Origin of the sequence: Chitinophaga sp. HK235, assembly GCF_018255755.1 — a bacterium.
In the GTDB taxonomy this organism is placed as follows: Bacteria; Bacteroidota; Bacteroidia; order Chitinophagales; family Chitinophagaceae; genus Chitinophaga.
In genome coordinates this window covers 3,666,867-3,682,162 of sequence record NZ_CP073766.1, presented here as the reverse complement: position 1 = coordinate 3,682,162, position 15,296 = coordinate 3,666,867, and the positions used below count along the sequence as shown (strand labels likewise).

At 47.3% G+C, this 15,296-nt stretch carries 12 protein-coding genes; 8 read left to right on the top strand and 4 right to left on the bottom strand.

Going from position 1 to position 15,296, the window contains the following annotated elements:
- The first annotated feature begins 10 nt into the window (after positions 1-10).
- Together KD145_RS13090 and KD145_RS13085 are read left to right on the top strand one after the other, a co-directional pair.
- The gene (locus KD145_RS13090) at positions 11-1,237 is read left to right on the top strand and encodes a sorbosone dehydrogenase family protein (protein ID WP_212006317.1); all 1,227 of its coding nucleotides are present in this window, start codon (positions 11-13) and stop codon (positions 1,235-1,237) included.
- Positions 1,238-1,464: 227 nt separating this feature from the next.
- Positions 1,465-3,588 carry a carboxy terminal-processing peptidase gene (locus KD145_RS13085; protein ID WP_212006316.1) on the top strand — a complete coding sequence of 708 codons (2,124 nt, stop codon included), beginning with the start codon at positions 1,465-1,467 and terminating at the stop codon, positions 3,586-3,588.
- A gap of 191 nt (positions 3,589-3,779) precedes the next feature.
- Here the strand turns inward: KD145_RS13085 and KD145_RS13080 are convergent, their stop codons facing one another.
- Entirely contained in the window at positions 3,780-5,387 is a 1,608-nt protein-coding gene (locus tag KD145_RS13080) for a S41 family peptidase (RefSeq protein WP_212006315.1), read from the bottom strand.
- Positions 5,388-5,599: 212 nt separating this feature from the next.
- Between KD145_RS13080 and KD145_RS13075 the strand changes: the two genes are divergently transcribed.
- The 6 genes from KD145_RS13075 to KD145_RS13050 all read left to right on the top strand — a co-directional run bounded on the left by KD145_RS13075 (position 5,600) and on the right by KD145_RS13050 (position 11,588).
- A complete protein-coding gene (locus KD145_RS13075; protein ID WP_212006314.1) occupies positions 5,600-6,451 on the top strand; it encodes an N-acetylglucosamine kinase in 852 nt (283 codons plus the stop codon).
- A gap of 23 nt (positions 6,452-6,474) precedes the next feature.
- The gene (gene murQ / locus KD145_RS13070) at positions 6,475-7,293 is read left to right on the top strand and encodes an N-acetylmuramic acid 6-phosphate etherase (RefSeq protein WP_212006313.1); all 819 of its coding nucleotides are present in this window, start codon (positions 6,475-6,477) and stop codon (positions 7,291-7,293) included.
- Between the two features lie 32 nt (positions 7,294-7,325).
- On the top strand, positions 7,326-7,889 hold the full coding sequence (locus KD145_RS13065; RefSeq protein ID WP_212006312.1) for a hypothetical protein: 564 nt from the start codon (positions 7,326-7,328) through the stop codon (positions 7,887-7,889).
- A gap of 194 nt (positions 7,890-8,083) precedes the next feature.
- Positions 8,084-8,767: a succinate dehydrogenase cytochrome b subunit gene (locus KD145_RS13060; RefSeq protein WP_212006311.1), complete on the top strand. Its 684-nt coding sequence runs from the start codon at positions 8,084-8,086 to the stop codon at positions 8,765-8,767.
- A gap of 19 nt (positions 8,768-8,786) precedes the next feature.
- Positions 8,787-10,760, top strand: coding sequence for a fumarate reductase/succinate dehydrogenase flavoprotein subunit (locus tag KD145_RS13055; RefSeq protein WP_212006310.1), 1,974 nt, complete (start codon positions 8,787-8,789; stop codon positions 10,758-10,760).
- 63 nt (positions 10,761-10,823) lie between these two features.
- Positions 10,824-11,588, top strand: coding sequence for a succinate dehydrogenase/fumarate reductase iron-sulfur subunit (locus tag KD145_RS13050; protein WP_212006309.1), 765 nt, complete (start codon positions 10,824-10,826; stop codon positions 11,586-11,588).
- An 85-nt stretch (positions 11,589-11,673) separates the two neighbouring features.
- Here KD145_RS13050 and KD145_RS13045 read toward each other — a convergent pair whose 3' ends face one another.
- The 3 genes from KD145_RS13045 to KD145_RS13035 all read right to left on the bottom strand — a co-directional run bounded on the left by KD145_RS13045 (position 11,674) and on the right by KD145_RS13035 (position 15,293).
- Positions 11,674-12,438 carry a DUF563 domain-containing protein gene (locus tag KD145_RS13045; RefSeq protein ID WP_212006308.1) on the bottom strand — a complete coding sequence of 255 codons (765 nt, stop codon included), beginning with the start codon at positions 12,436-12,438 and terminating at the stop codon, positions 11,674-11,676.
- Positions 12,439-12,814: 376 nt separating this feature from the next.
- Complete coding sequence (locus tag KD145_RS13040; protein WP_212006307.1) at positions 12,815-13,828, bottom strand: phytase; 1,014 nt, start codon at positions 13,826-13,828, stop codon at positions 12,815-12,817.
- A 97-nt stretch (positions 13,829-13,925) separates the two neighbouring features.
- Positions 13,926-15,293 carry a hypothetical protein gene (locus KD145_RS13035; RefSeq protein WP_212006306.1) on the bottom strand — a complete coding sequence of 456 codons (1,368 nt, stop codon included), beginning with the start codon at positions 15,291-15,293 and terminating at the stop codon, positions 13,926-13,928.
- Between the last annotated feature and the right edge of the window lie 3 nt (positions 15,294-15,296).

The window sequence follows — 15,296 nt, the reverse complement described above, 5'->3', positions numbered from 1 at the left end:
CCACTCTATTATGAAAATACAAGGGTTGTTATGTGGGATGTTGTTCCCGCTTTTATTTGCCCAAACTACCTTGGCCGGCGAACCTGATGAAACTGCCGGTCAGCCTGCCCGGAAAGCCAGGCTGGTACTGATAACAGACAAATTCATTTCCCCTGTCAATATGGCTGTGCCCCGTGATGGTACCGGCCGGCTGTTTTTCTGCCAGAAAGAAGGTAAGGTCTGGATTGTTAATAAAGATGGCACTCAGCAGTCCCAGCCCTTCCTGGATGTGAGCGCCGATATGGTGAAGGTAAATCCGGCCTATGATGAAAGAGGCCTGCTGGGCATGGCTTTCCATCCTGATTTTAAAAAGAACCGCAAATTTTATGTCTATTATAGTGCACCCGTACTCAACCCGGTAAAAAAAGTGCTGGACCACAAAAGCCAGCTGGTGGAATTTACCGCCTCTGCCACGAATCCGAATATGGCAGATCCGGCTTCCAAAAGGGTGCTGATGGAAATAGACCAGCCCGAATCCAATCATAACGGGGGCCAGCTGGCCTTCGGTCCCGATGGGTACTTGTATATAGGCCTCGGAGATGGCGGTGGTGGAGGTGACAAACACGGTACCATTGGCAACGCACAGAACCTGGGCACCGTGCTGGGCAAAATTCTCCGGATTGATGTTAACGCAACTCCCTATAAAGTGCCGGCAGACAACCCTTTCGTGAAAAATGAAGGGGCAAAGCCTGAAATATGGGCCTATGGCTTGCGTAACCCCTGGCGTTTTTCCTTCGACCGGAGCACTGGCAGGATCTTCGCCGGTGATGTAGGACAAAACAAATATGAGGAAGTAGATATCATCACCAAAGGAGGAAATTATGGCTGGCGTATCATGGAAGGTTATCATGATTTCAACGTGCCGGCTGATGCAGATAAGAACAAACTGGTGGCTCCCATACACGAATATGACCACGATCTGGGGATCAGTATCACCGGTGGTTATGTGTACCGGGGCAATGCCATTCCTTCCCTGAAAGGACTGTACGTATTCGGTGACTATAACGGTAAAACGTTTGTGCTGGTACCTAAAGGCAATAAATGGGAACGCGCAGAACTGCAGCTATCCAGCCGTCCCGCGGATAACCCCTTCATTCTCAGTTGGGGAGAAGACGAACAGGGTGAACTGTATATGCTCACCAGCAGCTCCACCAAAAACGGTTTCAAAGGAGCCGTTTATAAGCTGGTAAAGGAATAGCGCGCACAAAGATGTGATGTAGAAACGCAAAGCAGCAAAACACCAGGGATACACGTTTGATCCTTCCGGTGGCTTGCTGCTTTGCGCTTTTTTTTACAGAAATTACCTTCTGCGCTGTCGCTTAACCGTTTGGCCCAATTTTTTGTTAAAAGGAAATAATTTCAAGTGGCAACGGACGATTTTATTTTATATTTGGTCAGACAACGTTTACGTTAATAGAGATACATATGAGACTGAAAGTGATTATCCCGGTTGTGCTCCTAAGCATCTCTGCCGGCGTGTTGGCTTTTAATAAACTGGGACATTCGGAAGATCCTCCCGGCCGTTATGAGGTCATCATGAACCTGGTAGGTCAGATGCTGAAAGAAGGGCATTACCAACCCAAACCCATCGACGATGCCTTCTCCAAGGACGTTTTCAATAAATATGTGCGTAGCCTCGATGTGGAAAAGAAATTTTTCCTGAAATCCGATATCGACAGGCTGGCCCCTCTTGCCACACATATCGATGATGAATTAAAAGGAGCACCGGTGGATTGTTTCCGCAATATCAACACCCTGATCAAACAAAGGGTGGCTGAAGCTGCTGGCATCTATCCGGAGATCCTGTCCAAACCCTTTGATTTCACAGCAGATGAAAAAGTAGTGCTGGACCCTGAGAAGGTTGACTATCCCATCGACGAGACTGCCCGTAAGGAAGCCTGGCGTAAGGTGCTGAAATACCGCACACTCGAAAAGTTGACTGATCTGCAGGAGCTTAGGGAGAAAGCCAAGGAAACAGACAGCATCAAAACCAAAACAGACGCCCAGCTGGAAAGCGATGCGCGCGTAAAGGTAAAACAGCTGTATGACCGCTATTTTGAAAGACTGAAAAACAGACAGAACGACAACGATCGTTTTAACTTATACGTGAATGCCATCACTACCACGATGGATCCGCATACCGACTACTTCCCGCCTGATGAAAAACGTGCCTTCGAAGAACAGATGGCCGGTAAATTCTTCGGCATCGGAGCCCAGCTGAAAGAAGAAGGCGACAGAATCAAAGTTGTCAGCATCGTTACAGGCAGCCCCAGCTGGAAACAAGGTCAGCTGAAAGCCAATGATGTAATCCAGAAAGTAGCTCAGGGCACCAGTGAGCCCGTAGATATCACCGGTTACCCTGTGGAAGATGCGGTAAAACTGATCCGTGGTAAAAAAGGTACCCCGGTAAAACTGACCGTGAAAAGTGTGGATGGTACCATAAAAGACATCACCATCGTGAGGGATGAAATCGTTACCGAAGAAACTTTCGCTAAATCTGCCATTATCAATGGTCAGCATAAGATCGGTTATATCTACCTGCCGGAGTTTTACGCCGACTTCAACGACCGTAACGGTGCCCGCAGCGCCGAAGACGTTGCTAAAGAAGTCGCCAAACTCAAAGCAGAAAAAGTAGAAGGTATCATCCTCGACCTCCGTTTTAATGGCGGTGGTTCCCTGCAGGACGTAGTACAGATGGCCGGCCTGTTTATTCCGGAAGGTCCTATCGTACAGGTACGCTCCAGAGGCGGCGATGCCGTAGTACTGCGCGACCGTGATAAAAACGTACAATATGATGGCCCGCTGGCTATTATGGTGAACGAATACAGTGCCTCTGCTTCCGAAATCATGGCTGCCGCCATGCAGGACTACAAACGCGCTGTTATCATCGGTAGCACACAAACCTTCGGTAAAGGCACCGTACAACGTCTCTTCAACCTGGACGATTTCTATCCGGTGAAAGACGGTGGCAGCCTCGGCGCCCTGAAACTCACCCAGCAGAAATTCTACCGCGCCAATGGCGGTTCTACCCAGCTGAAAGGAGTTGCCTCCGATGTAGTGCTTCCGGATCCATACTATGATGTAGCTGAACGCAAAGACAGCGATGCACTGATATGGGACGAAATACCCCGCGCTGCCTTCACGCCGTGGATCAACCCTGTGAATACAGAAGCCCTGAAAAAGAGCAGCGAAAAAAGAATGGCCAACAGCCCAGCTTTCAAACTGCTCAACGAGAACCTCAGCACACTGAAAAAACTCGAAAAACAGGAAACTTATTCACTCAATCTGCAGACCTTTAAATCTGAGCAGAAATCCAATACGGCCGCCCTTAAAAAGTACGACGCAGTAAACGATAAAGTGAAAGAACTCAGCATCGTCAACATTAAGTCAGATATGGAGAAACTGGGCAACGATTCTTCCAAGATCGCCCGCAACAAAGACTGGCTGAAGGTAAGAACCAAAGATATTTACCTCGACGAAGCAGTAAATGTGATGAATGATCTGATTGCTATGTCGCTGCCTAAGATGGAACGCAAAACGAACCGCTGATAAGTGCTGATGTTTTAGATGTTCCTGATGAGCGAAGGTCATAGCGAGAAAATGATGTAGCTTAAAAAGACAATAACATAAAAAGCGAATCGCCCATGATATTGTATCATGGGCGATTCGCTTTTTATAATATAAGGTCAATCTTCGTTATAATCTTCGCTCATCAGGAACATCAAAAACATCAGCATTCATCAACGTTTGTTATTGTGTTCCAATGTCTCAAGAGCCTTCTTAATCACCGGATCATTTGCATTGATAGTCTCATAGAAACCTTCTGTACGGTACAGCTGACGGGCCAGTACGGCTTTCAATCTTGTTTTGATTTCCTCTTCGTCATGGGTGCTCAGGTGGTTGAGGCCGGGAACACTATCTTTCTGGGCGAAGGTTTTGAATTCACTGAACAGCTCAGGAGTGGTGTGGAAGTTTTTGGTGAAGTCTTCCGCATCCTTGTAGCGTTTGAAGGTTTCTTTGTTGCTGGTGTAATACTGGTAGGCGAAGTTGCCCAGTGCATTACGTGTATAGATCGCCGTTAGTGCCGGTGAGAAACGGGAAGTATCAAACGGTACGAAGATATCAGGTGTGATACCACCGCCTCCGTATACGCGGCGGCCGGAGTTGGTTTTATATGGAACGGTATCAGTTATTTTGATACTGTCTTTATTGACCAGTTCGCCATGATGGTAGCGTTCCAGGATATCATCATCGTAGGAGGTGCCATCACCGTAAGGTTTCTGGATGCTTCTGCCGGAAGGGATGTAGTAACGGGCTACGGTGAGACGTAGGGCACCGCCGTTGTCGAGGTCGTATTGTTCCTGCACCAGCCCTTTACCGAAGGTACGGCGTCCGATGATGGTGCCGCGGTCCCAGTCCTGGATGGCGCCGGCGAGGATTTCACTGGCGGAAGCGGAGCCTTCATCAGTGAGGATGGCCAGTGAGCCGGTTTCAAACATACCCGGACGTTTGGTTTTATAGTCGGTGCGGGGATAGGCTTTTCCTTGTGTGTAGAGAATGAGGCGGTTGTCGGGCAGCAGCTCGTCGGCGATGCGTACGGCAGCGTCCATAAATCCGCCTGGGTTCTGGCGTACATCGATAATGAGTTTTTGCATGCCTTGTTTTTCCAGCTTACGCATGGCCTGCATAAACTCATCAAAGGTGGTGGCTGCAAATTTGTTGATCTTGATATAACCTACACCAGGGGCGGCCATATAGCTGGCATCGATGCTGTACAGGGGGATAAGACCCCTTTTAATAGGCACCTGTATTTTTTTCTGCTGACGTAACAGCACGGTATTGACAACAGAGCCGGCCGGACCACGCAGCAGTTTGCGTACTCTTTCGGGGGTGATGCCGTTGCCTGCAACGAGTGTATCGTTTATCCGGAGGAACTTGTCACCGGTTTGTAGACCGGCTGCTTCAGACGGACCACCGCTGAGTACAGATACGACATTGATAGTATCCGCTGTGATATTAAATTCTACACCGATACCTTCAAAGTTGCCTTCCAGGTCTTCATTAACCTGTTGCAACTGGGAAGGCGGAATATAGATGGAGTGCGGGTCCAGATGAGACAGCAGGCCTTCTATGGCTTCCTGTTGTACTTTATCGGCATCGAGTGTATCTACATATTTAGTTTTAATAAGATCCATTACCTCCTGCAGAGGGCCTTTGCTGGGCTTGGTAAAGAAGACCGTGGTGCCACCGGTGTTGGAACCGGGCATTTTATGGCCGAGGAACATTCCGATGGCCAGCACTACTGCAAAGAGAAGAGGTAAGAAAACATTCAGCTTCCTGTTTGACATAATTTGTTTGTTAACCCGCTAATTTATGACCAATCTTTTAACCATGTAATATAAGCCGCAGGCGGAAGGAAATCTGCTGCGTGCATGCATCATCATAGCCTAAACTCAGGGGTGGCATTTGTTTTTATGAAACCCTTTTGTTTAAATTGTGACAAAAATAGCATAAATCAGGGGCAAACGCTTACGATTCTTTAATTTCATAATTTACAGGGATGGCTGCAAGAACAATGCTGATAGCTGACAGCGGATCTACAAAAACAGAATGGGCCCTGTTGGGAAACCATGAGCCAGGGATTTACAACACCCAGGGTGTGAGCCCGTATTTTCAAACCGCAGACCAGATCCGGCAGATTCTGGAAGTGGAGCTGATACCACAGCTGCCGGCCAACACAACGATAGACGAGGTGTATTTCTATGGTACCGGTCTTTCCCAGCAGAAGAATATTCAACTGGTAACAGACAGTCTGAAGGCAGTATGGCCACAGGCACTGATAGATGTGAACCACGACCTGATGGGCGCGGCCCGCGCGTTGTGCGGCCGTGGACCAGGGATTGCCAGTATTCTGGGCACCGGGTCCAACTCCTGCTATTTCGATGGAGAAAAAATTGTTAAAAATAATCCGGGCCTGGGCTATATCCTCGGCGATGAAGGCAGTGGTGCCTACCTGGGAAGAAAGGTGCTGCAGTACTACCTGTACAACACTTTCGATGAAGAACTGATGGCCCGGTTTGACCTGAAGTATAATACCAATAAAGACGAAATACTGGAAAACGTATACAGGAAACCCCTGGCCAACCGTTACCTGTCGAGATACTCGACCTTTCTCTCAGAAAACAGAGGCCATTTCCTGATTGAAAATATCCTGGAAGACGGGCTGAATGATTTCTTCTTTAATCATCTTTACAAGTACCGGGAAAGCTGGACCACCGCCCTGCACTTTACCGGTGGCATCGCCTGGCATTTTCAGGATATCCTGAAAGAGCTGTGCGAGCTCTATGAGCTGCCTATTGGCAAAATATTACGTACGCCAATGGAAGGACTCATCGTATATCATAATAGTTAAAAAACATCTACAACAGATCACATATGGCATTTGAAAAAGTAACTGAACAGACTTCTCATTATCGTCATCTCGAAAAGATGAGCCTGACGGAATTGTTGACCAACATCAATAAAGAAGATCGCTCAGTTCCCTTAGCAGTGGAAAAATCTATTCCTCAGATTGAAAAACTCGCAACAGCAATAGCAGATAAAATGCTGGCAGGAGGACGTTTGTTTTATATCGGCGCCGGTACCAGCGGCCGATTAGGTATTGTAGACGCCTCTGAATGCCCGCCGACTTTTGGTGTGCCACAAGGCCTGGTAATTGGCCTGATCGCTGGTGGCGACAGTGCTATCCGCAGGGCAGTGGAATTTGCGGAAGATGACCGCGAACAAGGCTGGAAAGACCTGCAGGAGTTTGATATTTCGGATAAAGATGTGGTGGTAGGTATCGCTGCCAGCGGCACTACACCTTATGTTATCGGTGCATTGGATAAATGCCGCAGCAACGGTATCATTACCGGCAGCATCAGCTGTAATCCTGGTTCACCGGTGTCTGCATCTGCCGATTTCCCGGTAGAAGTAGTGGTAGGGCCTGAATTCGTTACCGGTAGCACCCGCATGAAAAGCGGCACTGCACAGAAGCTGGTGCTCAACATGATCTCTACTTCCGTGATGATCCAGCTCGGCAGAGTGGAAGATAACAAAATGGTAAACATGCAGCTGAGTAATGAAAAACTGGTGGACAGAGGCGTGAAAATGCTGATGGAGAAACTATCTATCACTGATTACGAACAGGCACATCAGCTGTTGCTGAAAGCCGGCAGCGTGAAAAAGGCAGTTGACGATTTTGCCAAAGCCTGATTAAATCTGAAATTTGTAGCGAAGACTACAACATGCATACAATCGAACCATATTATAACTGGAGGCATCTGTACGCCGCTGAAGAAGATGAACTATCACCCTTCTACGGGAGAGAGTACAGTGAATTTGAATTTACCAATACAGTCTATAACTACTACGTTCACCCGCAGTGGGACGATTTCGGCTCCCGTAACCTGTATCTGAAAATCCTCTTCGCTGACTACCAGTACAATTTTGCCATCATAGAATTACTGGGAGAATGGAATGATGCCATCGACAACGATATCATGACCCTCAAACGGGAAATCATCGATGTGCTGATTGCTGAAGGGATCTACAAGTTTATCCTCATCACCGAAAATGTGATGAATTACCACTCTTCCGATGATTGTTATTATGAAGAATGGTGGGAGGATATCAGGGATGAAGGTGGCTGGATCGTCAGTCTGAATATGCCTGAACAAACCAGACAGGAGTTCGAAAAAGCCCGTCTGCAGTACTATGTCCACCTGCTGGAGGACGATAAATGGCGAACATATCAGCCCCTGCATTTGTATAATATGATAGACAACATCATGTTGAAACGGTTGGAATAATTTATATTATATTTTCAGTACGAAATGAAAGATATTATGCATAAAATGATTGATTTTCAATTATTTTATGCATAATTTTTTAATCTAATGTTTTAGAAAACCTGATAAATATCATTTGGTTTTTATTTTTCCTGCCCTAAATTTGCGCGACATTTCAATCATCTTTTTATACAAGGAAGCTTAGAATTTTACTTATGAAGTGGTCACAGTTATTTAATACCTCTATCGGTAAGAAGTTATTGGTAGGTGCTACCGGTTTGTTTCTTTGCAGTTTTGTTATAGTGCACCTGGCAGGTAACGTCCAGCTGCTTTATAATGATGAAGGCAAAGCTTTTAACTCTTACGCCCAGTTTATGGGGCACAACAGTCTGGTCCAGTTCATCGCCTGGGGACTGAAAATATTGATCGTGATTCATGCGGTTGTAGCGCTGAAGCTCACTTTCTCCAACAGAGCTGCCCGTCCGGTGAAATATGCCGTTAATCCCGGCAACCAGACATCTTCCTGGTTCAGCCGCCAGATGGCAATCATGGGTAGTATTCTTTTCGTCTTCATTGTGATCCACCTGGTCAATTTCTGGGGCGCGTTCCACTATACCAACATGCCTACCCATACCTATCCCGGTGTGGAAGAACCGTTGAAAGACCTGTATGCGCTGACTTATGAAACCTTCAAAAACGGCTTGCTGGTTGTATTGTACGTTATCGGTATGATAGGGCTGTCTTTCCACCTGATCCACGGTTTCAAAAGCGCTTTCCAGACCTTCGGTTTAAATCACAAAAAATACAACGGTTTGATCAGCTTTGTAGGGGTATGGATCTTCGGTATCCTCATCCCGCTTGGTTTTGCTCTGATCCCGATTGTAATCTATTTCAAATAATTCTGTAAAGTAAGGATATATGTTGAACGCAAAAATTCCTGCCGGACCATTAAACAGTAAATGGGAAGACTATAAAGGACATTGTAAGCTGGTGAACCCTGCCAATAAGCGCAGCCTCGAAGTAATCGTGATTGGTACTGGTTTGGCCGGCGCTTCAGCAGCGGCTTCATTGGGTGAGTTAGGGTATAAGGTTAAAGCATTCTGCTTTCAGGATAGTCCGCGCCGTGCGCACAGTATTGCTGCCCAGGGTGGTATCAATGCGGCCAAAAACTACCAGAACGACGGTGACTCCGTTTTCCGTTTGTTCTATGATACTGTAAAAGGTGGCGACTACCGCGCCCGCGAAGCTAACGTGCATCGCCTGGCAGAGGTAAGTGGCAATATTATAGACCAATGCGTGGCGCAAGGTGTACCTTTCGCCCGTGAATATGGTGGCCTGTTAAGTAACCGCTCTTTCGGTGGTACACAGGTACAACGTACTTTCTATGCCGCCGGCCAGACTGGTCAGCAGCTCCTCCTCGGTGCCTACTCCGCCCTGGAACGCCAGGTAGCACTCGGCAACGTGAAAATGTACTCCCGCCACGAAATGCTTGAAATCGTGAAAATCGATGGTAAAGCACGCGGTATCATCGCCCGTGACCTCGTGACCGGTGAACTGGAACGCCACTTCGGCCATGCCGTGCTGATCTGCAGCGGCGGTTATGGTAACGTGTTTTTCCTCTCTACCAACGCTATGGGCTCTAACGTGACTGCAGCCTGGAAAGCCACTAAAAACGGTGCTTACTTCGCCAACCCCTGCTTCACACAGATCCACCCTACCTGTATCCCCGTATCCGGCGATCACCAGTCCAAACTGACCCTCATGTCAGAATCACTGCGTAACGACGGCCGTATCTGGGTGCCCAAAAAACAAAACGATACCCGCAAAGCCAGCGATATCCCTGAAGATGAAAGGGATTATTATCTGGAAAGAAGATATCCTGCCTTCGGTAACCTCGTTCCCCGTGACGTGGCTTCCCGCGCAGCCAAGGAAAGATGCGATGCCGGCTATGGCGTAGGTACCTCCAAACAGGCGGTATTCCTCGACTTCGCCGCTGCGATCGAACGTTATGGTAACACAGAAGTGGGTAAACGCCAGCTGTCCAACGTTTCCAAAGCAGAAGTTATTAAACTCGGTAAGGAAGTAGTAGCAGAAAAATATGGTAACCTGTTCGATATGTACGCTAAAATCACCGGCGAAAACCCATACGAACAACCAATGCGTATCTACCCTGCCGTACACTATACCATGGGCGGCCTGTGGGTAGATTACGAACTGCAAACAACTGTTCCCGGTCTGTACTCCCTCGGTGAAGCCAACTTCTCCGACCACGGTGCTAACCGCCTCGGTGCCTCCGCGCTGATGCAGGGCCTGGCAGACGGTTACTTCGTAATCCCTTATACACTGGGTAACTACCTCGCAGACGAAATCCGTACCAAAGCCATCCCTACCGATCACCCTGCCTTCGTAGAAGCCGAAAAAAGCGTGAAGGAAACTATCAGCAAACTGATGTCTATCAAAGGCTCCAAATCTGTTGATCATTTCCATAAAAAACTCGGTAAGATCATGTGGGACAAGTGCGGTATGGCACGTAACGAGCAAGGTCTGAAAGAAGCCATCGAAGAAATCAAAGCGCTCCGCGCTGAATTCTGGAAAGAGGTACGCATACCAGGCGATGCAAGTGAATTCAACCCTGAGCTGGAAAAAGCAGGCCGTGTAGCCGACTTCCTCGAACTGGGTGAACTGATGTGTATCGACGCCCTGCAACGCCGCGAATCCTGTGGTGGTCACTTCCGCGAAGAATCTCAGACACCGGACGGTGAAGCACAACGTGATGATGAAAACTTCAGCTATGTGGCTGCATGGGAATACAAAGGCAATGGCCAGTATGAACTGCACAAGGAAGCACTGACATTCGAAGAAGTGAAACCTACTCAACGTAGCTACAAATAATGGTTATTGGTTGATTGTATAACGGTTAACCAGGATTATAAATCAAATAATTGTCCAGGGAATATGGAACATTATAACATGAACCTCACATTAAAAGTGTGGAGGCAGAAAAACAAAAACGATCAGGGTAGATTTGAAACTGTTCAGGCAAAAAACATTTCTTCTGAAATGTCATTCCTGGAGATGTTCGATGTGGTAAATGAAGATCTGATCAATGAAGGCAAAGAGCCTATCGCATTCGACCACGATTGCCGTGAAGGTATCTGTGGTATGTGCTCTATGCATATTAACGGCCGTGCACACGGTCCATGGGAAGGTACCACTACCTGCCAGCTGCACATGCGTGCTTTCAAAGACGGTGATACTGTCACCGTTGAACCCTGGAGAGCAGGCGCTTTCCCGGTACTGAAAGACCTGACAGTAGACAGATCTGCTTTCGATCGTATCATCGAAGCAGGTGGTTATGTCTCCGTTAACACCGGCAACGCCCAGGACGCCAACTGCATCCCTGTAGATAAACACAATGCTGACCTCGCCTTCGCTGCTGCAGCCTGTATCGGTTGCGGTGCCTGCGTAGCAGCTTGTAAAAACTCTTCTGCGATGCTCTTCGTGTCTGCTAAAGTTTCCCAGCTGGCACTGTTACCACAAGGCCATCCTGAAAGAAAAACACGTGCGCTCAACATGGTGGCACAGATGGACAAGGAAGGTTTCGGTAGCTGTACCAACACCGGCGCCTGCGAAGCAGAATGCCCGAAAGAAATCTCCCTGACCAACATCGCCCGCCTGAACAGAGAGTTCATCGGCGCAGGTTTTACTTCCGAAAAATAAATCAGAAGTTTTTCTTCATAAATAGACGAGGGTGTATCAACCGATACACCCTCGTTTTATTTTAGTGCCGGATAGCACAATTAGTTTAGAGAGATTTTATTTCAGCGTTATTCATATCCGCCAGTGCCGCTTTCAGTTGCGCTGTATCCACGAGAAAATCAGTATTATGTGTATCAGCTGAAGATCCCTGACAGAGAAGATAATAATAGCTGTGCCTCATGGCGGCTGCCTGTGAATAAAAGCTGTTGGAATGCGTGTCTCCGACATTTCTAAGCTCCAGTATACTTCCTCCCGGAGGCATGAATAACATATTCGTAAGACCCGCACCATGAAGTCCTGCCAGTACACGGGTTTCTCCCATTATCTCCAGCTGTCTGGTAAAAGGATAGTCTTCAAAATAATGTATTTCAAATCCTGCTTCCCTGAAAATAGCGATCACTTCTTCCTCGTTCGTTATCCTCCTCTTAGCGGCTTTCTGCCTGCTGATGTATATTTTCCTTACAGCCTGTTTTCCGTGTACCATTAAACGTTCACGTACCGGTAGAATAGCAGGTTCGTTAAAATTACCTGTAGACGCTGTAGGACTAACAACCGTCAGCTCTTTAACCAGCAGCCGTTTGCGTGGATTGAAAAATAATACGGGTACATTCAGTCGTTGCAGGCTTTCCACTACATATGGCCTGGTGGCATAATATTCCGGGAGCAGTACCGGTCCATATTGCTGATAATCGCCGGCTGCAAGCAGTCGTGGTAATGCATCCGCAAGCCAGTGAAAGTATTCAAAACTCCATTCATTAATAATCCATAATCCTTTTTCGATTTTACGGAATGGCTTGATAAACAATTTCATTTTTTTGAAACGTGCTTTCCGGGAAACCGGCTGTACATGCGAATGAGCAAAGTAAAATTTACCATTGTGAAAGAACGTGTTCCTTAATACACTGGCATTCTTCAGACTGAAACGTATTGTCTCCTCTATAGGCGTAGTGTGAGATACTTTAAAAGGTGATCGTCTTCTTCTCTGAAATTGACTGGTTTTCTACAGTGAAAAGTATAGGCAGGAAAGATGAGTTGGGTTTCCATAAATGGTTTAGGTGAACAACAAACTTACCAATATTAACATAAAGCTGTTGGAATTCTCCTGACATGATAAGCAAAAGAAAAATCCCGGTTACAATATGCAACCGGGATTTTTCAGTACGATTAATTGTTTTCAGGACAGCCACTTACGGCTTCTCTTTGATCCTGGCTGCAATATCGCGCCAGTCATAATAATGGAAGGTCTTGTCGGTGCTCATCACTACAAAAATCCCTTGTGGATATTGCGGGCCCAGATTCACATTCACAATATCAGATCCATCGCTGTTGATAGCAGAAACTGGTATCCTCGACAACAGCACCGGATGGGCAGCTTCTCTGCGATATACATTAAAACTGTTGGCATCCTGATCAGATACCAGAATGTAGCCCGTGCTGTCACTGGTTTTGTAAATACTGATGCCCTCATTGTCTGCTTTAAAATCACCCTGTCCAAACAATGCCAGCTCGCTGTCTCCTTTGGCCGGATCAGCATAATAGCGACGTACGCCCGTCTGCTCATCAGAATAATAAACATAACCCAGCTCATTGTCTACCGCCACACTTTCGATTTCTTTTTTACCGCTGTAGATGCCAAATTTACGTACTATCGTTCCCGTTACCTGTCCTTTGCCATTATCGGTCAACTGATACTGCCACAGGTAACCCTGTGCAGGACCTGATTTGCGGCTTACGATCGCAAATATAGCCTTGTCGGATGGACGGGTGTATAAACTGATGCCCATAGGGCCGCGCTCTTTTTCACCGATGAATACTTCGAGGCCGCCGTTGTCTATCGGTTCCATGTCAGGTAAACGATAAATACGGAGTTTGTTGGTTTCCCGCTCAGTGGTTACTGCAATGTCTACAGGCTGGTTGTTGAGCAGCAGCCCATAAGCGATATCCACATTATTGGGCCTTTTAAGGCCGGTGATTTTCTTTACGATCTTGCCTTCCAGGTTATATACATACAGGGCGCCATCGGTGTTTTTATCGGTACCAATGATCAGGCTTTGTGAACTATCAGCCTTATTGATCCAGATAGCCGGATCATCGCTGTCGTATTGGGTGGCGGTTGTTATGGTTACCGGCTTTACGGCATCTGCTGCCGGTGCCGGAATGGTTTTGGTCTGTTTACCTTTACAAGCTGTTAATCCGGCCATGATAAAGGCTATAAGAATCGTTTTATTATATATCATCAGCATAAACAAAAGAAATCATTTAAATCCCCAAATCCCAAAATATCAAAATATCAAAATATCAATGCTGGTTGCCGCTTCCATCCAGCTGGTAGGCTCCCAGGTCTTTACCGGGTTTCATCACATCAGCAGCAGCTTCAGATCTTACGGTGGTGCGGTTTAAGGGTTCAAACCCGGTGAAACCTTTTCCTGCAGCTGGTGAAGTGGCCCGGATGCGGAAGTTGGAAGTGCCTTGTTGCAACAGCGCCAGGGGCTGTTGTTTCCAGGTTACCGGCGGCGTTTTGATAGTGCCACCCAGTGTGGTATAATCAAACTGGTCCACATCGTAAGTGTAAAAAACAGGACTGTTTTGTTTTACGTCGCCGTGGATATCATTAGCACTAAAAGTAGATACACCATCGGTGGCATTGAACTGGCTAATCAGCGTAGGGGCGTTACCGTAGTAAAGGTTGCTGCCATAGCTGAGGTTGGGCAGATCGGCACCGGTGCCGGCTCCACCTACTACGCGCATGCTTACACGACAATTGATGAAGAGGTTGTTGTAAGCTTTGCCTTTTGCAAATGCTTCGTAGTTGATACCACCACCGCGGCCTTCTTTCGTCTGGCGGAAACCGCAGTTCACCATGGTATTGTTGTAAATATACACATTAGCCTGTACGGTTTTATCACCGGAGTTGGATACCTTGAAAGCATTGGTAGCGGTGCCGATCGCCACATTGTAAGCTACGTCGCCGATGGTACCGGATTTCATATTCAGGGCCTCACCGCCTTTTTCGCCACACAGTTCGAAGGTATTACGCAGGATGCTGATACGGCCGCCATCAGTGCGGATAGCATCGTCTTTGCTGCCTCTGATCCAGGAGTCTTCCAGGATAAAGTTTTTATCTACGTTGGCAAAATAAATCAGGTAACGAGGATCGCCGGCTTTGTAGATATCGTTACCGGCAGCTGCAGGACCGCCGGCAAATTCAACATGCGTCCATTTCAGAATGAGGTCGCCACCTTGTTTGTCTTTGGCAGGTGTACACTGAATACCGCCCCAGATGCCTTTAAACGCATTATCAACGGTACGCATGTTATCTGATACGGTGATGTAGTTGGGGGCTTCTTTGGTACCCAGGCTGATCAGGCTTCCGTTGACAGTGATCTGCGGGCTTTTCAGCTGACTGCTGCCATCTCCCAGTGCAATCAGTTTTACACCGCTCTGGAGGAACAGCGTGTCACCATCATTGATGGTAATATCGGTAGCAAAATAATAGGTTTTGCCGGCCAGCAGCGTGCCCTGGATGCTGCCGGACAAGGTGTCGGAGGTAATGGGTTTGCTGGGTGTTATTACTGGTTTTGAAACAAATACATCAGCTTCCTTGTGACAGGAACTGAGCGTGATACCAGTACAGATGGCTGCGAATATATAGTGGTAAAATTTCATGAT